15 protein-coding genes and 1 pseudogene are annotated in these 18,616 nt (G+C 73.0%); 6 read left to right on the top strand and 10 right to left on the bottom strand.

Annotated features, from left to right (window positions below; genetic code table 11):
- Window positions 1-187: 187 nt before the first annotated feature.
- Window positions 188-1,441, top strand: coding sequence for a geranylgeranyl reductase family protein (locus RI138_RS01770; RefSeq protein ID WP_311118472.1), 1,254 nt, complete (start codon window positions 188-190; stop codon window positions 1,439-1,441).
- A 124-nt stretch (window positions 1,442-1,565) separates the two neighbouring features.
- Here RI138_RS01770 and RI138_RS01765 read toward each other — a convergent pair whose 3' ends face one another.
- Window positions 1,566-2,018, bottom strand: coding sequence for a nitroreductase/quinone reductase family protein (locus RI138_RS01765; RefSeq protein ID WP_311118471.1), 453 nt, complete (start codon window positions 2,016-2,018; stop codon window positions 1,566-1,568).
- A 162-nt stretch (window positions 2,019-2,180) separates the two neighbouring features.
- Between RI138_RS01765 and RI138_RS01760 the strand changes: the two genes are divergently transcribed.
- Both RI138_RS01760 and RI138_RS01755 read left to right on the top strand, forming a co-directional pair.
- A complete protein-coding gene (locus RI138_RS01760; protein WP_398862149.1) occupies window positions 2,181-2,885 on the top strand; it encodes a WHG domain-containing protein in 705 nt (234 codons plus the stop codon).
- Window positions 2,886-2,891: 6 nt separating this feature from the next.
- Window positions 2,892-3,172: pseudogene (locus tag RI138_RS01755) on the top strand (response regulator transcription factor); the annotation flags it as partial.
- Between the two features lie 19 nt (window positions 3,173-3,191).
- Here RI138_RS01755 and RI138_RS01750 read toward each other — a convergent pair.
- Together RI138_RS01750 and RI138_RS01745 are read right to left on the bottom strand one after the other, a co-directional pair.
- Window positions 3,192-3,962, bottom strand: coding sequence for a maleylpyruvate isomerase family mycothiol-dependent enzyme (locus RI138_RS01750; protein ID WP_311118470.1), 771 nt, complete (start codon window positions 3,960-3,962; stop codon window positions 3,192-3,194).
- 142 nt (window positions 3,963-4,104) lie between these two features.
- Complete coding sequence (locus RI138_RS01745) at window positions 4,105-5,238, bottom strand: MFS transporter (protein ID WP_311118469.1); 1,134 nt, start codon at window positions 5,236-5,238, stop codon at window positions 4,105-4,107.
- 228 nt (window positions 5,239-5,466) lie between these two features.
- On the opposite strand from RI138_RS01745, the gene RI138_RS01740 reads away from it, so the two are divergent.
- Window positions 5,467-6,681, top strand: coding sequence for an ROK family protein (locus tag RI138_RS01740; RefSeq protein WP_311118468.1), 1,215 nt, complete (start codon window positions 5,467-5,469; stop codon window positions 6,679-6,681).
- Window positions 6,682-6,985: 304 nt separating this feature from the next.
- On the opposite strand, the gene RI138_RS01735 is transcribed toward RI138_RS01740, so the two are convergent.
- Both RI138_RS01735 and RI138_RS01730 read right to left on the bottom strand, forming a co-directional pair.
- Complete coding sequence (locus RI138_RS01735) at window positions 6,986-7,504, bottom strand: ATP-binding protein (RefSeq protein ID WP_311118467.1); 519 nt, start codon at window positions 7,502-7,504, stop codon at window positions 6,986-6,988.
- A 254-nt stretch (window positions 7,505-7,758) separates the two neighbouring features.
- Window positions 7,759-8,076, bottom strand: coding sequence for a hypothetical protein (locus RI138_RS01730; RefSeq protein ID WP_311118466.1), 318 nt, complete (start codon window positions 8,074-8,076; stop codon window positions 7,759-7,761).
- A gap of 233 nt (window positions 8,077-8,309) precedes the next feature.
- Here RI138_RS01730 and RI138_RS01725 point away from each other — a divergent pair, with 233 nt between their 5' ends.
- The gene (locus tag RI138_RS01725; protein ID WP_096632879.1) at window positions 8,310-9,443 is read left to right on the top strand and encodes an L-cysteine desulfhydrase Cds1; all 1,134 of its coding nucleotides are present in this window, start codon (window positions 8,310-8,312) and stop codon (window positions 9,441-9,443) included.
- A 27-nt stretch (window positions 9,444-9,470) separates the two neighbouring features.
- Here the strand turns inward: RI138_RS01725 and RI138_RS01720 are convergent, their stop codons facing one another.
- The 4 genes from RI138_RS01720 to RI138_RS01705 all read right to left on the bottom strand — a co-directional run bounded on the left by RI138_RS01720 (window position 9,471) and on the right by RI138_RS01705 (window position 13,293).
- Window positions 9,471-9,950, bottom strand: a complete 480-nt coding sequence (locus RI138_RS01720; RefSeq protein WP_311118465.1) for an SRPBCC family protein — start codon at window positions 9,948-9,950, stop codon at window positions 9,471-9,473.
- A gap of 61 nt (window positions 9,951-10,011) precedes the next feature.
- Complete coding sequence (locus RI138_RS01715) at window positions 10,012-11,577, bottom strand: SDR family oxidoreductase (RefSeq protein WP_311118464.1); 1,566 nt, start codon at window positions 11,575-11,577, stop codon at window positions 10,012-10,014.
- Between the two features lie 314 nt (window positions 11,578-11,891).
- A complete protein-coding gene (locus RI138_RS01710) occupies window positions 11,892-12,338 on the bottom strand; it encodes an SRPBCC family protein (protein ID WP_096632958.1) in 447 nt (148 codons plus the stop codon).
- 88 nt (window positions 12,339-12,426) lie between these two features.
- Window positions 12,427-13,293 (bottom strand): DeoR/GlpR family DNA-binding transcription regulator, encoded by an 867-nt coding sequence (locus RI138_RS01705; RefSeq protein ID WP_311118463.1) that lies wholly within the window; start codon window positions 13,291-13,293, stop codon window positions 12,427-12,429.
- A gap of 239 nt (window positions 13,294-13,532) precedes the next feature.
- On the opposite strand from RI138_RS01705, the gene RI138_RS01700 reads away from it, so the two are divergent.
- A complete protein-coding gene (locus tag RI138_RS01700) occupies window positions 13,533-16,046 on the top strand; it encodes a hypothetical protein (protein WP_311118462.1) in 2,514 nt (837 codons plus the stop codon).
- On the opposite strand, the gene RI138_RS01695 is transcribed toward RI138_RS01700, so the two are convergent.
- On the bottom strand, window positions 16,013-18,445 hold the full coding sequence (locus tag RI138_RS01695) for a right-handed parallel beta-helix repeat-containing protein (RefSeq protein WP_311118461.1): 2,433 nt from the start codon (window positions 18,443-18,445) through the stop codon (window positions 16,013-16,015). The genes RI138_RS01700 and RI138_RS01695 overlap by 34 nt on opposite strands.
- Window positions 18,446-18,616: the final 171 nt, after the last annotated feature.

Below are 18,616 nucleotides of genomic sequence, written 5' to 3'. Positions count from 1 at the left end.
TCCTCGTGGGTGCGACGTTAAGGGTAGGACGCGGTGTGTACGCGACCGTGTACGACGCCGTTCGTGCGACGACGCATGTACGACAAAATCATGGCCGATCCTCCCACAGGAGGGCTTGGCCGGAACGCGCCGTAGGATGCCGTGAGCAGCTTGGGGCCACTGGTCGGATCGGGAGCAGAAGCACATCGTGAGCAGCGAGAACGCAGACGCCGGACGTGAGCCGGACGCTGGACGTGAGCCGGAGGAGTCGTCCGTCTGGGACGTCGTCGTGGTCGGCGCCGGACCCGCCGGCGCATCGGCGGCGTACGCGGCGGCAGTGGCGGGCCGGAGAGTCCTGCTCCTGGAGAAAGCGGAATTGCCGCGGTACAAGACCTGCGGCGGGGGAATCATCGGCTTCTCGCGCGACGCGCTGCCGCCGGGGTTCGAACTGCCCCTGAAGGACCGGATCCACGCGGTCACGTTCTCGCTCAACGGGAAGCTGACCCGCACCCGGCGCTCCCGGCGCATGCTCTTCGGGCTCATCAACCGCCCGGAGTTCGACGCCGGACTGGTCGAGGAGGCACAGAAGGCCGGGGCCGAACTGCGCACCGGAGCCTCGGTGGTGCGCGTCGAGCAGCACGGTCCCGCCGTCCCCGACCGGCGAACGGTCGCCGTGGTGCTGGCCGGCGGCGAGACGGTGCTCGCGCGGGCGGTCGTCGGCGCGGACGGCAGTGCGGGCCGGATAGGAGCGCATGTCGGCGTGAAGCTCGACCAGGTCGACCTCGGCCTGGAGGCGGAGATCCCGGTTCCGGCGACAGTCGCGGAGGACTGGGCGGGCCGGGTCCTCATCGACTGGGGCCCGATGCCGGGAAGTTACGGCTGGGTCTTCCCCAAGGGCGACACCCTGACCGTGGGTGTGATCTCGGCGCGCGGCGACGGAGCGGGCACCAAGCGGTATCTGGAGGACTTCATCGCCCGGCTCGGCCTCGCCGGATTTGAACCGGCCGTCTCCTCCGGGCACCTCACCCGCTGCCGCAGCGACGACTCGCCGCTCTCGCGCGGCCGGGTCGTGGTCTGCGGGGACGCAGCCGGACTGCTGGAGCCGTGGACCCGCGAGGGCATCTCCTTCGCGCTGCGCTCCGGCCGGCTCGCGGGGGAGTGGGCGGTCAGGATCGCCGAGTCGCGCGACGCGGTGGACGCCCGCCGCCAGGCACTCAACTACGCCTTCGCCATCAAGGCCGGTCTGGGCGTGGAGATGGGGGTCGGCCGCCGCATGCTCAAGCTGTTCGAGCGCCGGCCGGGCCTGCTGCACGCGGTGCTGACCGGCTTCCGCCCGGCCTGGAAGTCGTTCGCCGGGATCACCCGGGGGACGACGTCGCTGGCCGAGCTGGTCCGCAGACACCCGCTGGCGCAGCGGGCGCTGACCGCGATGGACCGTCAGGGCGTGTCCGGCGGATCATGACCGGGTCCGCGGCGTCCGGTGCGACACCTCGCGGCGTTGACGTTCCAGCGCCTTGCGACGCACCGCACTAGACGTCGCGGACCATCCGGCCCTGATCCGCCGGACACGCCCTGGCCGGGAGCGGTCAGTCGGTGACCGTGACGCGGAAGACCGGGTGGTCCGGGCAGGCGGCCAGCAGCTCGGCGTCCGTGGACTTCGCTGTGATCCCCTGGAAGTACTGGTTGACCTCCCAGCCCCACCGCTCCAGATAGGCCCGGATGATCCGGGCCTTCTGCGCGTCGTCCGCGATCTCGACGGCGGCGAAGCGACTGACCTTGCGCCCCAGCCGCAGTTCGCCGCCGCCCGCGACGCGCATGTTGCGCACCCACTGTGAATGGCCCCGGGCCGATACGAGGTACCGCTCGCCCTCGAAGGTGTGGGCGTTGACCGGGAGGCGCTGCATCTGTCCGCTCCTGCGTCCGCGCACGGACATCTCGGCGGAGCCCATGAGGCTGATCCCGTGCCGGGCCAGCCAGCCGACGACCTGGTTGAGGCGGCGGGCGGAAGCGCCGGCCCGGAGGTAGTACGTCTGCGCCATGGTGACTCCCGAGTGAGGACCGTGAGGACCGTAAGGACGCCGCTGCGACCTTGAGTGAGCGGTGCTCTCGCTTGAGATCAGTGTGCACGGAAGGGGGGCTCGAAAGCAAGAGCACTGCTCTCGTTTATGTTCGGTGCTCCGAGCGCATGGCACACTGAGCGCATGAGCACCATCCGAGGGGCCAGGGAACGTGCCCGCATCGAAGTGACCGCCGCGATCAAGGACGAGGCCAGGAAGCAGCTCGCGGCGGAGGGTGCGGCCAAGCTCTCGCTGCGGGCCGTCGCCCGGGAGCTGGGCATGGTCTCCTCCGCGCTCTACCGCTACTTCCCCAGCCGGGACGACCTGCTCACCGCCCTGATCGTCGATGCGTTCGACGCGATCGGCGAGGCCGCGGAACAGGCGGCGGCGGAGTGCGAGGCCGCCGCGCCCTCCGCCGAGTGCTGGATCGCGGTGGCCATGGCCGTACGGGAGTGGGCGCTCGACCACCCCCATGAGTACGCCCTGATCTATGGTTCGCCCGTTCCCGGGTACACCGCCCCGATGGACACGGTGGGACCCGCGTCCCGGGTGGGACTGGCCTTCATCGGCATCCTGCGCACGGCGTTCCGGGCCGACGGCCTGGCCGTGCCGCCTCTCGCGCCGGAGCTGTGTTCCGACGCCGAGCGGATGGCCGCCGAATTCGCCCCGGACCTGCCTCCGGCGGCCGTCGCGGCCCTGGTCGCCGCCTGGGCCCAGCTGTTCGGCCTGATCTCCTTCGAGCTGTTCGGTCAGTTCAACCGGGTCGTCGAGGCGCGCGAGCCGCTGTTCCGGCAGGCGGTGGAGGGGCTGGCCCGTTCGGTCGGTCTGCTGGGCGTCCGGACCGTGTGATGCCAGGGGGTGCCTCGCCGCCTGGTCGCGGAGTTCGCCGCCCGATCGAAGGAACCCGCGGCCGCCACCTCGCCCGTCCGGCTCACCGAACGGGAACGGGAGGTGCTGGCGCTGGTGGGCATCGGCCTGTCGAACGAGAGGATCGGCCGCAGCCTGGTGGTCGGCCCCCCCTCACCGCGAAGACCTGCGTCAGCCGCACGATGGTCAAGCTCGGCGCCCGCGACCGGGCCCGACTCGTCGTCCTCGCCCACGAATCGGGACTGGTCCGCCCCGGCCGGCTCGGCTGACCCGGGGCGGCCGCCATCATCAGATGACCGCGGCGTTGTCCGTCCAGAGCCGGGCCACCGAGCGGTCGCCGCGCAGGGTGACGGCGGTGAGCGGCAGGCGGTTCCAGAGGGTGAGGTAGAGCCCCTCGGCCGTGCCGCTCAGTTCGCAGTCGGCGTCCTTCGTGCGCTCCGGGGTGTCCGGTCCGTGTGCGGTGCTCGACGAGCGGACGGCCTGGGGTGGTTCGTTCGAGATGCGTACGTTCCAGGTCGCGTCGGTGTCCACGGCCCGGATGCGCAGGGTGCGGGCGGTTCCGGAGCGGACGCGGCTCTTGGGGCGGGCGTGGAAGCCGGTGAGGAGTTCGTCGATGCCGTCGGCCGCGCGGTCCGCCGCTACCGAGGTGAGGGGGCCGCCGAGCGCGGACTCCGCGTCCACGCGGTGCACGGTGGTCTCGTGCAGCTGGCGGCGGGACCAGAACGCCAGCGGTGAGGGTGCGGGCAGGAACGTCCAGCACTCCAGGTCGGCGGGTGCGTCCTCCAGGGACCGGACCAGGTGGCGGTGTCCTTCGCGGAACCAGTCGAGGAGTTCGGTGCCGTCGAGGGCGGGTTCGCCGTTGTCGGGGTGGTAGGTGGTGTGCCCCTCGGTGACGAAGGCGGCAGCCCATCGGTGCACCATGCCGGTGTGCCGAAGAAGATGGCGTATCTGCCAGCCGGGGCAGGTCGGCACCGCTGCCCCCGTGCCGGCCTGTTCGGCGGCGGCCGCGAGCAGCCGCCCCTCCTCGGACAGCGACGTGATGTGCTCGGTGATCTTCATGGCGGCGATTGTGCCAGGGCCGTGCAGGGCGTCAAGCGCCTTGCGGGCGCTGGGATCCGGCCGGTCCGGCCACGCGCACCGGCCGGACGAACCAGCCCAGGGCCATCGACCGGAGGAGTGTCGATCAGGCGCACGGGGCCGGTCACGTGCGCGTGGCGTTGCGGGCTCCGTAGCCCAGTGCGGCGGCCGCCGCGGCCAGCAGGGCCACCGTCGTCAGTGCCACTGGCAGCGAGAACCAGTCGGCGAGGAAGCCGATCGCGGGCGGGCCCAGCAGCATCCCGCCGTAGCCGAGTGTCGACGCGGCGGCCACTCCGCTCGGCCCGGCCAGTTCGCCGGCCCGGCCCACGGCGACCGGGAAGATGTTGGCCAGCCCCAGGCCGGTGACCGCGAACCCGGCCAGCGCGAGCCACGCGGTCGGCGCCAGCGAGCCGAGCAGCATGCCGGCCGCCGCTGTCGCCCCGCCGAGGACGAGGGTGCGGGTCTGGCCGAGCCGTTCCAGGAGCAGGGTCCCGGTCAGCCGCCCCACCGTCATGGTCAGGGCGAACAACGCGTATCCGGCGGCGGCGAGCCCGGGGTGTGCGCCCAGGTCCTGTTCCAGGTGCAGAGCGCCCCAGTCGGCCAGGGCCCCTTCGCCGTACGCCGTGCACAGGGCGATCACGCCGAAGAGCGCGACGATGCGGCGGGCCCGGGGCGTCAGCCGCTGCTGGGCCGGGCGCGGGCCGACGGCCTCCGGTACGGCTGCCTCCACAACCGTGTCCGGGCGGTGGCGCAGCAGTGAGGGTCCGGCGAAGGCGGTGACGAGGAGGCCGACCCCGGCCAGGAGGAAGAGATGGGCGGAGGCGGAGAGGCCGCCCGCGACCAGCCCGCCGAGCCCGGCCCCGATCATGCCGCCGAGGCTGAACGCCGCGTGGAAGCTGGGCATCACGGGGCGGCGCAGCTCGGCGACCAGGTCGACCGCCGCGCTGTTCATCGCCACGTTCATCCCGCCGTACGCCGCGCCGAACACCAGCAGGACGAGGCCGAGCGAGAGAGGCGAGTGGGTCTGCGCGGGCAGGGCGATGCTCAGGGGGAGGAGGATGCCGCAGGCCACGGTGACGGCATGGCTGCCGTAACGGCGGCAGAGGCGGCCGGTGAGCATCATGGTGATCACCGCGCCCGCGGAGACCCCGAGCAGGGCGAGGCCAAGGGCGGAGGCGGAGGCTCCGGTCTGCTGCTTGATGGCCGGGATGCGGACCACCCAGCCGGCGAAGAGGAAGCCGTCGAGGGCGAAGAACACGGTCAGCGCGGTACGGAGGCGGGCCGACGCGGGTGGGGCGGTGTCTCCGCCAGGTCCCCCGGGTAGGGCCGTCCGCAGTTTGTTTAGTTGCGGCACAAAGTCAGCATAGGGGGGCGCCGACAGCCGGCGCAACACCGCTGCGCACCGCACGTCCCGGGGGTGATGCGGTGACCGCTACCGGGTCCCTCGGCGTCCGGGGCGCCTTCGGATCATGGGAGACTCGCCCCCATGAACGGCAAGGCGACCACCACCCGGACGAAGTTGGAGAGGGGCCGCAGCGCGCTCGGGCCCGCGCTGGAACTGGTCCACACCGGACGCGCCCCCACACGGGCCGTCCTCACCTCCGAACTCGGCGTCACCCGCGCCACCGCCGGGGCGGTCGCCGCGGAACTGGAGGCGCTCGGGCTGATCCGGGTCGACTCCAGCCCCGGGTCGGCGGCCGGTTCCCAGGGCCGTCCCTCGCACCGGCTGGCCGTCCTGGAGACCGGCCCCGTCGCCCTCGCCGCCCAGGTGCACGCCGACGGCTTCCGGGCCGCGCTCGTCGGACTCGGCGGCCGGATTGTCGCCACATCGCCGGGCTGCGTCGCGGTGATGGCCGACCCCGCGCAGGTGCTCGGCGAGGTGGTGGCCGCGGGGGCGCGGCTGCTGCGCGAGAGCGGGCTGCGCTGCGTCGGCGCGGGCCTCGCCGTGCCGTCGGCGGTGGCCGAACCCGAGGGGACCGCGCTCAACCCGCTGCACCTCGCCTGGCCCGCGGGCTCCCCGGTCCGGGACATCTTCGCCGCCTGCGTCCGTGAAGCGGGCATCGCCGGACCCGCGTTCACCGGCAACGACGTCAACCTCGCCGCCCTGGCCGAACACCGGCACGGAGCGGGGCGCGGTGCCCAGCACCTGCTCTGCGTCGCCACTGGCCACCGTGGCGTCGGCGGTGCCCTCGTCCTCGACGGCCGCCTGCACAGCGGCAGTTCGGGCCTGGCGCTGGAGGTGGGCCATCTCACCGTGAACCCCGAGGGCCGGCCCTGTCACTGCGGCGGGCGCGGCTGCCTCGACGTGGAGACCGACCCGCTGGCCTTCCTCACCACCGCGCGCCGCGACCCCGGCCCGGAGGAGTCGCTCCTCAAGCAGGCCGGTGACCTGCTGCGTACGGAGTACGAGGACGCCGACGTACGCAACGCCGCCGAGGCGTTGATCGACCGCCTGGGGCTGGGCCTCGCGGGCCTGGTCAACATCCTCAACCCGGACCGGATCATCCTCGGCGGACTCCACCGCGAACTGCTGGAGGCGGACGCCGAGCGGCTGCGAGCCGTCGTCGCCGACCGCAGCCTGTGGGGGCGCAGCGGCAGTGTGCCGATCCTGCCGTGCACCCTCGCCCACAACAGCCTCGTGGGCGCCGCCGAACTGGCCTGGCAGCCGGTCCTCGACGACCCCCTCGCCGCGCTGGCCTGAAGGGATTCGGAGGAACGCCCGGAGGGCTCGGCCGCTCCCCCGGAGTACGCACACGGCCGCCCGCCGTACGACGCCCCGCACCCTCTCCCGCGGGCAGGCTCGGAAGTGACCGGAAGTAAGGCGCCGCGCCGTCCGTGAACGAGGGAGCTGACCGAGACGAACACCCTGGCGTGCTCCGGCGGGCCCGGCCCCTGGGTCCTGCTGTTCACGGGCGCCGACTCTCCGTGCTGGACCAACAGTTCGGGCGGCGCACGGGCGGCAGCACGGCGTGAAGCCGCCCCGCCGGAGGGGCCTGCCCGCCCGGTCAGCCGACGACGGCCGACCGGGCGGGCTGGGCCGCGATGTCCTCGGCGGTGATGGTCACGGACGTGAACGGTCCGTCGGTCGTCGACCCGTAGACCGCGAGCGGGGGCAGGGTCGATGCGGTCGTGGCCGCTGGGAGGGTGAACCAGACCGCCTTCCCGGACGGGCCGACCGGCCGCACGCCCCAGCTCTCGCTGACGGCGGCGATCAGCGCCAGGCCCCGGCCCGACGTGGCGAACGAGTCCGGCTCGTTCATCGTGGGCAGGCGCGGGTCGTGGTCGTGGACGGAGACCGTCAGCCGGTCGAGCAGCAGCTCGATGTCGACGGTGCATGACTTGTCCGGCTGTGCGTGCCGGTGGACATTGGTGAGAAGCTCGGTGACGCCCAGGGCTGCCTGGTCGATCAGAGGATCGAGATGCCAGTAGCGCAGCTGCGCCGAGATGATTCTGCGGACCTGACCGATCCGCGACGGCAGGGCCTGGAGCTCCACCGTGCAGTGCCTGCTTGGCTCGCTGATCACGGCTGCGACTCCCCGAAATAGGTCCGGAAGAAGAAGAGATGCGAACGGCGCCGGCGGACGACTGACTGCCGCATCCGCTCTGCTCTTGTCGTGTCTGCTCGTGTCGCGCGACCCGGCCCGTGGAGCGGATCGCTCTGTCACCGAGGGTGCACCTTCAGTGACATGGGACCAGCGTGGCCCAGGGGATACGGCTCCGCAACTCGCGGCGGAGCGGTGCGGCAGCGGACCGGGCCACTCTCAGCCCGCCCGGCAGGTCAGGTCCGGCGGCCGCGCGCGCTGCGCAGAGCCTCCAGGAAACGCCGTACCGGAGCGGACCCGTCGCGTCTGCGGTTGCGCTGCCCCATCGTCAACCGGTAGCGCACCCCGTTCACCCGGGCGATCGCCGAATCCGCCGCCGCGAACCACCGCTTGCCCGCGCTGACCGTGCCCACCGGGGCGCTGTCGATCTCCCGCCCGTTGCTCGTGAGCAGAGACAGCCTGCCGTCCTTGACGACCACCTGACCGGCCCTGGTCAGCGATCGGGTGAAGCGTTCGATCCTGACCCCCGACGCACAGAACTCGACGTCCGCCACTGCGAATTCGCCCCCCTTCGTCGCTACTCCTGCTGTGCAGTGTGCACCGGCGCGGGCCGGATCGCCAGGGCGCACCGGCGTACGGTGCGCGGCAGGCGGCACCGCCCGTCACAGCCGCCTCCCAGGTGTGGGCCAAAGGCACTGCTATGGACCATCAAAGCGACCGTTTGTGCAGGTGGGGGGCATATCGTGGAGGGAGGAAGACCAGAGCCACGACAAGCGGGAGCACGCGGATGGACACCACTGAGCACGGACAGGTACGCGGGCCCGCGGCGACCGTGGACGTCGACCGCAGCGACCCGGAGTACCGGGCCTGGCTGAAGGAGGCCGTCCGCAAGGTGCAGGCCGACGCGAACCGTTCGGCCGACACCCATCTGCTGCGCTTCCCACTGCCCGAGGAGTGGGGTATCGACCTCTACCTCAAGGACGAGTCGACGCACCCCACCGGCAGCCTCAAGCACCGCCTCGCGCGCTCGCTCTTCCTCTACGGGCTCTGCAACGGCTGGATCCGGCCCGGAAAGCCGGTCATCGAGGCGTCCAGCGGCTCGACCGCCGTGTCGGAGGCGTACTTCGCCAAGCTGATCGGCGTCCCGTTCATCGCCGTGATGCCCCGCACCACCAGCCCGGAGAAGTGCCGCCTGATCGAATTCCACGGCGGGCAGTGCCACTTCGTCGACGACTCGCGCACGATGTACGAGCAGTCCGCCGCCCTCGCCGCCGAGACCGGCGGACACTACATGGACCAGTTCACCTACGCGGAGCGCGCCACCGACTGGCGCGGCAACAACAACATCGCCGAGTCGATCTACCAGCAGCTCCGGTTGGAGCGCTATCCGGAACCCGCCTGGATCGTCGCCACCGCCGGCACCGGCGGCACCTCGGCGACCATCGCCCGCTACGTGCACTACCTCCAGCACGACACCCGCATCTGCGTGCCCGACCCGGAGAACTCCTGCTTCTTCGACGGCTGGACCCACCACGACCCGCACGCCACCAGTGACTGCGGTTCGCGGATCGAGGGCATCGGCCGCCCCCGGATGGAGCCCAGCTTCGTGCCCGGCGCCATCGACCGCATGATGAAGGTCCCCGACGCGGCCAGCGTCGCCGCCGTCCGCGCCCTGGAGCGGGCCATCGGCCGCAAGGCGGGCGGGTCCACCGGTACCGGGCTCTGGAGCGCGTTCAAGCTGATCGCCGAGATGGTGGAGCAGGGGGAGAAGGGCAGTGTCGTCACGCTGCTGTGCGACCCGGGCGACCGCTACCTGGACAAGTACTACTCCGACTCCTGGCTGGAGGAGCAGGGTCTGGACATCGCCCCGTACGCCGCCGCCGTCGATGACTTCCTCTCCACCGGCACCTGGCCCTGCTGACCCGGCCGAGGAAGGGCCCCGGCGCGTTCAGGGCGTCGTGCTCGCCAGCCGCGCGTCCAGGCGCCGCACGGCGTCCCGGAAGGACCGGCCCACCCCCGCCCGCCCCAGGCTCAGCACCAGGCGGAACAGCCCCGTCCCGTCGGCGGCGAAGGTCCACTGAACCCGGGTCCCGGACCCTTCCGGGGTGAGCCGCCACTCCTCCAGCAGGGCCCGCAGGCCGGGGGCGTTGGTCTCGTCGGCCCGGTAGGCGTACCGCTCGTCCGGCTCGGCGGCCATGATCGTCTCGTGGAAACGGACCCCGCCCCTCAGCCGCACCTCCCGGCCCGCGCCCGCATCGGTGGGCGTGGCCCGGGTGACGGCGGTGAACCAGGACGGCCAGGACGCGACGTCCTCGGCGAGCGCCCGGTACACCACGTCCGCCGGCGCGGACACCTCGGCGGCGAACACCAGACGCATCGGCGCGGAATCGACGAACTCCAGTCCTACGGTACGGAGTCGGCGTGCCATCGCATGCACCTCCCGGCGGTCTGCGGCGGATGGAGCCGCGCACACCATAGCGGGCGGGCCCTCAGTTGTCTGTACCACTGTCGGCCACTGGTCCGTGCCGCCGCTCCGCCTCGGCCCCGGCCGCCCGAGTGATGTTCCGCGCCATCCCCCCGAAGACCACCGAGTGGAAGGGCCACACGCTCCACCAGTACGCATGGCCGAGCAGTCCGTGCGGATGGAACAGGGCGCGTTGCCCGTAGACGGTCCGGCCGTGCTCGTCGCCGCGCGCTGTCAGTTCCAGCCAGGCCAGGCCCGGCAGCCGCATCTCCGCCCGCAGCCGCAGCAGTTCGCCTGGCACGATCTCCTCCACCCGCCAGAAGTCCAGCGAGTCGCCCACCCGCAGCCGCTGGGCGTCCCGTCGGCCGCGCCGCAGCCCCACCCCGCCGACGATCCGGTCGAGCCAGCCGCGTACCGCCCAGGCCAGCGGGAAGGAATACCAGCCGTTCTCCCCGCCGATGCCCTCGATCACCCGCCACAGCGCGTCCGGGGCGACCGGAACGGGCAGTTCCCGCTCGTCGCGGTACAGGCTGCCGCCCGCCCAGTCCGGGTCGGTGGGCAGCGGATCGCTCGGCGCTCCGGGCACCGAGGCGGTGGACCAGCGGGTGTCGACCTGCGCCTCCTGGATGCGCTGGAGGGCCAGCCGCAGCGCCCGGTCGAAGCCGACGGTCCCGTCCGGCGGATCGGGGACGTAGCGCCTGATGCCGTCCTCCCGGCAGACCACCTCGTGGCGCAGCGACTCCGTGAGCGGACGGGCGATGGAGCTGGGCACCGGGGTGACCAGACCCACCCAGCGGCTGGACAGCGTCGGTGTGAGCACCGGCACGGGCAGGATCAGCCGCCGCGGCAGCCTTGCCACCCGGGCGTAGCGCTGCATCATGTCCCGGTACGTCATGACGTCCGGGCCACCGATGTCGAAGGTCCGGTTCACCTCGTCGGGCAGCGACGCGCACCCCACCAGATACCGGATCACGTCCCGTACGGCCACCGGCTGGATACGGGTCCGTACCCAGCTCGGGGTGATCATCAGCGGCAGCCGCTCCGTCAGATAGCGCAGCATCTCGAACGACGCGGATCCCGACCCGATGACCACCGCCGCCCGCAGCACCGCCGTGGGCACCCCGGAGTCCAGCAGGATCCGGCCCACCTCGGCCCGTGACCGCAGATGCGGCGACAGCTCCCTCTCCGGCACCCCGGCCGGGGTCAGCCCGCCCAGGTACACGATCCGGCGCACCCCCGCGGCACGTGCCTGCTCGCCGAAGGTCCGGGCGGCCTTGCGGTCCGTCTCCTCGAAGTCCGCGCCGGAGCCGAGCGCGTGCACCAGGTAGTACGCCACATCGACGTCCCGCATCGCCTCCGCCAGCGACTCCGCGTCGGTGACATCGCCGCGGACCACCTCGACCCGGTCCACCCAGGGGTAGTCGCGCAGCTTCCGCGGCGTTCTGGCCAGGGCGCGCACCCGGTGTCCGGAGTCCAGCAGGGCGGGCACCAGCCGACCGCCGATGTAGCCGGTGGCACCGGTCACCAGAGCGCGCGCCGGGGGCCGGTCGGCAAGCCCCGGGGCGTCGGCGTGATCTGTTTCGTCCGTCACCTGTCCGAGTCTGGCACCGGACGGCCGGGTGGACCGGCCGGGGACCCCCGTACGGCGGCACGGACGCCGCTGTACGGCGCACCCGCCGTCAGCGTGCCGCCCCGCGTCCGGTGCCCGAGGCGCGGCAGCCCGCTCGAGCCGGTCCGGACCGTGCGTCGGTCCGGCGCCGCGGCTGATGGATCGGCGTGACCACGCCTTCCGGCGGTGGTGGGGATGTCATACCGGCCAACGAGTCAAACGTGTGACGGCAGCATCACCCGAACGGGAACGGCCGACCGATCGTTGGTGATCTCCGGCGTGCGCCCCGGCAGACCTCAGGTCGTACCGGGCGAGGCGAGAAGCGCGTCCAGCACTCTGCCGAACACCCGGCGCCCGGTGGAGGCGATGAGCGGGTCACCCCACCCCGGCACCAGCCGTACCCGCAGCTCCTCGACCCACACCACATGGGAACCGGAATCCGTCGGAAGCACATCGATCGAGGCCCGGCCCAGTACCACTGACCCCCGCTTCTCCAACCGGCACACCCCGGCCCGGCCACCGGCGGGCGGGGTCCACCGCACCACTTCCATCGGGTCGTCGAAGGCCAGCGGCCCCAGGCCCGTACGCGCCACGAAAACCGTCCCGACCTGCGTGGGCAGTCCCGTCGGCACCGAGATCGCGGTCAACGGCACCTGCGCGGCGTGCCGTTCCCAGTCGGTCACCCGGCGCCAGGCCTCGGCTGCGGGGAGAGGAGGGAAGCGCTCGATCCGGAAGACGGCCACCCTGCGATCCTATGGGGTGCCGGTGGAGCTGCGGCGAGCCGAACGGAATCCGCGGAGGCCCACGTCAGCATCAAAACCGCCCCCCCCGTCAGCCCCCCGAGGCGGGCGAAGCGCCGGAGGGTGAGGTGCGGGCGGGGGACTCGCCCGCCACCAGCAGGCCCGGCAGATGCTCCGCGATCTCCCCGCGCACTTCGGGAGCCAGACCCGCGTCCGTGACGAACGTGTCGACCTCCTCCAGCGCGGCGAAGGAACTCAGCCCCACCGTGCCCCACTTGGTGTGGTCGGCCACCACCACGATCCGGCGCGCCGCCCGGACGAAGCGGCGGTTGGTCTCGGCCTCCGCGAGATTGGGCGTCGACAGCCCCGCCTCGGTCGAGATGCCGTGCACACCGAGGAACAGCACATCGAAGTGGAGCGCGTCGATGGCCCGGTCGGCGACCGGGCCCACCAGCGAGTCCGACGGCGTACGCACCCCGCCCGTCAGCACCACCGTCGCCGCCCCGGGGCGCGTGCCCCGTCCGGCGGCCGGACGCTGCGCGTCGTGGAACACATCCGCCACCCGCACCGAGTTGGTGACCACCGTCAGATCCGGCACCTCCAGCAGATGCCGGGCCAGCGCGAACGTCGTCGTCCCGCCCGAGAGCGCGATCGCGCTGCCGGGCACCGCCAGCGCCGCCGCCGCCCGCGCGATGTCCTCCTTGGCACTCAGCTCCAGCGCCGACTTCGCCTCGAACCCGGGCTCGTGCGTACTCGGCTCGACGACCGGGACCGCGCCGCCGTGGACCTTCTCGATGACACCCTGCCGGGAAAGCGCGTCCAGGTCCCGACGGATCGTCATGTCGGAGACGTTCAGTTTGCGGGTCAGCTCATTGACCCGGACCCCGCCCCGCCTGCGCACCTCGTCGAGGATCAGCGCACGGCGCTGCTCCGCGAGGAGGTTCTGATTCTCGCTCAACGCCGGGCCCGTTCCTTCCCTCTGGCCGTACGGTCCGCAGCGGTCTGCGACACACGCTCATCCTGCCACGCAGGCATGTCCCGCGTACCACCTGGGGAGATTCCGTGAGACCGCTCACGCGCCCGCCCCGAGCCCGCAATCCTGGGCCCGGCTCAGGGGCCCGCACCTCCGCCTCCGCGTACTGCTTCCCCGATTCCCCGTCCGCCGCCAGGCCCGACGCGTCCGAGAGAGAGTCCCCCTTGTCTCCCGCCACCCCGCCCCCCGCGGCACCGCCCGCGCAGGCCACCGGAACAGCGCTGGAACTGCTCGTCCACGGCGTCGGCGGCGCCACCCCGCAGGAGGTGCTGGGCGATCCCCGTACGGTCCGGGTCACCGGGGACGCGACCGCCGCCGTGTACCGGCGCACCGACGACGCCCACGGCGAGAAGCACCCCGAGCGCTACCGGGACGAGCCCGTCGCCGAGGCGTACTGCTGGTCCGGCCTCACCTCCGGCAACAGCTCCCGTGCCCTGTGGCTGCTGCTCCTGCCGTTCATGGTGGTCAACCTCGCCCACTGGATGCGCCCCACCGCCACCGGCCGCACCCGCGCGGTCCGGCTGTACGGCGTCCTGGTGCGGCTCGTCGCGCTCAGCCTCACGGTGCTGCTGACCGCGGCGGCCTGCGAAGTCGCCCTGGACCTGGTGGCCTGGCAGTGCGCGGGCACCCGGAGCTGCGCCGAACGCCGTTCCTGGCTGGGCTTTCTGTCGGCACATCAGGGCAGCTGGTGGTCGCAGCCCGGGCGTCGGATCGCCTTCGCGGCCCTCTTGCCCACGGCTCTGGTGGGGCTCCTGTGGTATCTGTCCCACCGCACCTGGAGCGCGTACGAGTCCCAGGGCCCCCTGGACGGTACGGACGTCGACGAGAACGACCCCGACGGGGCTGAGGAGGCCCACGGCCCCGGCGCCCCCGCCCCGGACTCCCTCGCCCCCGACGCGCCCAGCCCTCTCACCGTGCCCGCCCCGGACGCCGACGGAGCCCGGGGGCGGCCACCCGCCCCGGTCCGCCCCGCGCTCGGCCGCCCCGGCTTCTGGTACGGCCGCCGACTCGTCGCCCGGCTCCGGGCCGCCCACACGGCGATCGGATTCCTGACCGTCGCCGCGGCGGTCACCGGCGCCGCCGCCCGCTACGACCGGACCCCCGACAGCCCGGTGCCCCAGGCGCTCGGCGCGGCCGTCGAGGGAGGCATCGTGCTGTGCGCCCTGGTCGCCGTGTGGGTCGTCTGCCGCCGAGGGCGCAGCGAACGGGTCCGCGACACCCGGCTGGACTGCGCCCTCACCACCTATCTGCCCGGCTCCGCACTGGCCCTGCTCGCCCTCGCCGTCCTCCACGCGTCCTGGTCGCGCCCTGCCTGGCAGTCCTCGGGCAGCCTGCCCGGCGAGACCGCCTTCCGGCTGCTCGCCCTCGGCCAGGGCGTCCTCGTCGTCGCGCTCGCCCTGGTCGCCCGCAGCCTCCACCGCCGCACTCCCGAACCCCGGACCATCCTGTACGGACTCGGCGGCCCCGCGGTCGCCATGCTCGCCTGCGCCCTCGGCGGCGTGATGACCGGCGGAGTCGCCCAGCGTGTCGCCGACTGGCTGGACGGGCCCGGCACCCCGGGCATGGACCAGGCCGACATGGCCGGGCCGCCCGTCCTGCTCAGCTGGCAGGCCTCCGTCATCCCGGTCCTCCTGCTGCTCCTGCTCTGCCCGGTCGTGGTGCTCGTCGTCCGCACCGCGCGCACCGCCCGCCGCCTCGGCCCGCTCGTCGAGGCGGAGTACGCCCCCGAACCGCCCGACCGCGCCCGGACCCGCCGCATCGCCCGCATCCGTGCCACCGCCGCCCTCACCGACTCCGCACCCTGGATCGTCGGCGTGGTCTCCGCCGCCACCCTGCTGCTCGGGGCGGGCGCGATCGTCGGCTCCTGGCGCAGCAACGAGGTGCCGGGACGGGCCGCGGACGGCAGCACGCCGTTCCTCGAATCACTCGCCGAGGCCGCGCAGTCGACCGGGTCCTGGCTGGTCGGCCTGGGCTTCGTGCTCTTCGTCGCGGGGGGCCGCCGCGCCTACAAGGACGCCTCGGCCCGCCGCACCATCGGCATACTCTGGGACGTCGGCACCTTCTGGCCGCGCGCCGCCCACCCCTTCGCACCCCCCTGCTACGCCGAGCGCGCCGTACCCGACCTCGCCTCCCGGATGTCCGCCTGGACCACGACCATGCCCCGGGGCCGGCTCGTCATATCGGGCCACTCGCAGGGCAGCGTCCTCGCCGCCTCCGCCGTGTGGCAGCTGCCCGACGCGGCGCGCAGCCGGGTCGCGCTGCTCACCTACGGGTCACCCCTGGAGCGGCTGTACGGGCGGTGGTTCCCCGCCTACTTCGGCCCCGTGCCCCTGCTCGGGCTGCACCGCTCGGTGCACTGCTGGCGCAATCTGTGGCGGGCCACCGACCCGATCGGCGGGCCCGTCCGCATCAGCACCGACCCCGACCCGGGCGTCGACCGGGGGCCGCTGAAGGACCCCCTGGCCTACGGGCGGACCACCGAGCTCCCGCTGCCCGAACCGATCCTGGGCCACTCCGACTACCAGGCCGATCCGGCCTTCGCCGAGCAGCGGGCCGCCCTCCTGGAGGAGCTGGGCCCGATCGTGCCCCGCCAGGCGGAGGGACAGCCGCAAGGACAGGCGGAGGCGCGGATGCGGAGAGACGGTCACAAGGGCAGTTCGGGAAGGTCCTCCGGGTAGAGCAGGGTCAGGTCGTCCGTGCTCGTCTCGGCGAGCTGGGCGACCCGGCCCGCGTGCCGCTCCACCATCGACTCGAAGGTCTGGCGCGCGGTGCGGCCGTTGCCGAACGCGGGACCCTTGGGGAGCGCGGTGAAGTGCTTCAACAACGCTTCCCCGGTCCCGTCGGCCAGGCTGTACTCATGTTCCTCGGCCTGCTGCTCGACGATCCGCAGCAGCTCCTCGGGCACGTAGTCGCTGAAGGTGATGGTCCGGGAGAATCGGGAGGCCACACCGGGGTTGACGGTGAGGAACCGCTCCATCTCGTGGGTGTACCCGGCGACGATCACGACCACCGCGTCCCGGTGGTCCTCCATCAGCTTCACCAGCGTGTCGATGGCCTCCCGGCCGAAGTCCCGGCCGGAGTCCTCGGGGGACAGGGCGTACGCCTCGTCGACGAAGAGCACCCCGCCGCGCGCCCGGTCGAACGCCTCCTGGGTCCGGATCGCCGTCGAGCCGATGTGCTCGCCGACCAGGTCGACCCGGGACACCTCCACCAGATGGCCGCGCTCCAGCACCCCGAGCGAGGCCAGGATCTCCCCGTACAGCCGGGCGACGGTGGTCTTGCCCGTGCCGGGGGAGCCGGTGAAGACGAGGTGGCGGCGGACCGAAGCGGCCTTCAGCCCGGCCTCCTGGCGGCGGCGGCCCACCTCGATCATGTCGGTCAGCGCCCGCACCTCGCGCTTGACGCTGTCCAGCCCCACCAGCGCGTCCAGTTCGCCGAGGACCGCCGAGGAATCACGGGCGGGCTCCGCCGGGGCGGCCGGATCGGGGGCGGCGGGCTCGGCCGCGCGCTGTCCGGGCATCGTGTTCAGCAGCCCGGGTGTCGAGAGGGTGGCCGTCAGCACCGCGGGCGCCGGGGCCGGTGCCGTCCGCAGACCGCTCTCGTCGCTCGTGCAGTCCTGGACGATCGGGCCGGTCGCCGAGGCGCCGTCGCCCTCGGGGAACTCGTAGCCGCCCCGGGCGCACCGCTCGGTGCGGCAGCGGGTGAGAGTGGTGCGGCAGCCCTCCATGATGTGGAAGCCGTAGCCCTCGGTGCCCGTCACCCGGCAGCTCTCGAAGGTGCCCCGGCCCTCGGCCGAGACGTAGAACCCCGCCTCGGCGGGCGAGGTGACGGTGCAGCGCTCGATGGTGGGGTCCGCGCCCTTGGTGACGATGACCCCGGTCTGCGCCGCGTCGATCGTGCAGTTGTTCAGCGTGCCGCCGCTGCCGTGGTCGCGGAACCAGGCCCCGGTGGACGCCTCCCGGATGCGGCAGTCGTCCAGCTGGGCGGTGGCTCCGTCGCTCACGGAGACGGCGGTGTTGCGGATCTGGGAGAGGTCGCTGTCCACGACGTCGGCGCGGGAGCCCCGGTCGAGGACGAAGATCGCGTCGGGGACGTCGTGCACCCGGCAGGCGTCCAGTATCACCGTCGCCCCGTCGCTGACCCAGACCGCCGGATAGTCGCCCGTACTGTCGTGGATCTCGCACTGGTTGGCGTCCACCCGGGTGCCCGGGTCCCAGACCGAGAGCCCGTTGCGGCCGAAGCGGCGGACCGTGGAGCGGGTCAGTGTGAGCACCGAGCGCGACCGCAGGTCCACGGCGTTCTCCGGGATGTCGTGGATGTCGCAGTCGGCGAGCGTCAGCACCGCGTCGGTGTCCAGGGTGATGCCGTCCGCCGAGGTGCGGTGCACGGTGCAGTCGGTGAGGTGGGCCGAGGCGCGGGCGGTGATCTGGATGCCGCTGCCCTTGATCTCGTACACCTCGCAGCCGAACGCCTCCAGGCCGCTGCCCTCGCCGGTGACGCCGATGCCCGCGCCCGAGGTGTGGTGGATCCGGCAGCGGTCCAGACGTGGATGGCCGCCGTCGCGGACCGAGATCCCGGACTGGCCCGCAGAGACGATCTCGCACTTCTCGAACACCCCGCCCGCACCGTCCAGTACGGCGATGCCGACCCCGGCCGGATTGTCGACGGTGCAGCGCCGCACGGTGGGCCGGGCCGCGCCGCGCACCTCGATGCCCGCGGCGGACCGGGTCACGATCCGCAGGTCGCAGAGGTCTGCCGTGCCGTCCTCGATCAGCAGGGCGGGGGCCGCCGAATCCTGGCCCTCGATGTGCAGGTCCTGGACGACGGCGGAGGCGCGCACGGTCAGCGGTACGCCGTCGACCGGCGCGATCCGCACGGAGCCGACCGACCCTTCGGGGCCGCGCAGGGTCACCGCGCGGTGAACGACGAGGTTCTCCCGGTAGGTGCCGGGCGCGACGGTGAGGACGTCGCCGTCGGCTGCCGCCTCCAGGGCCGCGGAGAGGGAGGCGTACTCGCCCGTGCGGCGGCGCCATCGCGATGTGCCGGTGTGCGTCACCTGGACCGTGCCCTGTGCCATGGCGTTGTTGTGCCCCCACCTCGTGCTGTGCGATGCCTCGGGTCCGTCCGCCTGCCGAGCTGCCGGGCGGACGGGGTCGGACCACCGTAGCGCGCGGGAGGGGCGGGAGTTGACGAGTCGGCTCCTCGGAGTGATGTTGCCGATGGCCCCCTCCGGCGGAAGCAGGCCGAA

Origin of the sequence: Streptomyces durocortorensis, assembly GCF_031760065.1 — a bacterium.
Classification (GTDB): domain Bacteria; phylum Actinomycetota; class Actinomycetes; order Streptomycetales; family Streptomycetaceae; genus Streptomyces.
Note: the sequence above shows the minus strand (reverse complement) of the source record. Positions and strands in the feature narration are given on the sequence as shown.

Coding starts and splice junctions, on each gene's coding strand:
- RI138_RS01695 (WP_311118461.1), bottom strand. CDS start 18,445: ATGGCACAGGGCACGGTCCAGGTGACGCACACCGGCACATCGCGATGG.
- RI138_RS01750 (WP_311118470.1), bottom strand. CDS start 3,962: ATGAAGATCACCGAGCACATCACGTCGCTGTCCGAGGAGGGGCGGCTG.
- RI138_RS01720 (WP_311118465.1), bottom strand. CDS start 9,950: ATGGCACGCCGACTCCGTACCGTAGGACTGGAGTTCGTCGATTCCGCG.
- RI138_RS01760 (WP_398862149.1), top strand. CDS start 2,181: ATGAGCACCATCCGAGGGGCCAGGGAACGTGCCCGCATCGAAGTGACC.
- RI138_RS01725 (WP_096632879.1), top strand. CDS start 8,310: ATGGACACCACTGAGCACGGACAGGTACGCGGGCCCGCGGCGACCGTG.
- RI138_RS01765 (WP_311118471.1), bottom strand. CDS start 2,018: ATGGCGCAGACGTACTACCTCCGGGCCGGCGCTTCCGCCCGCCGCCTC.
- RI138_RS01740 (WP_311118468.1), top strand. CDS start 5,467: ATGAACGGCAAGGCGACCACCACCCGGACGAAGTTGGAGAGGGGCCGC.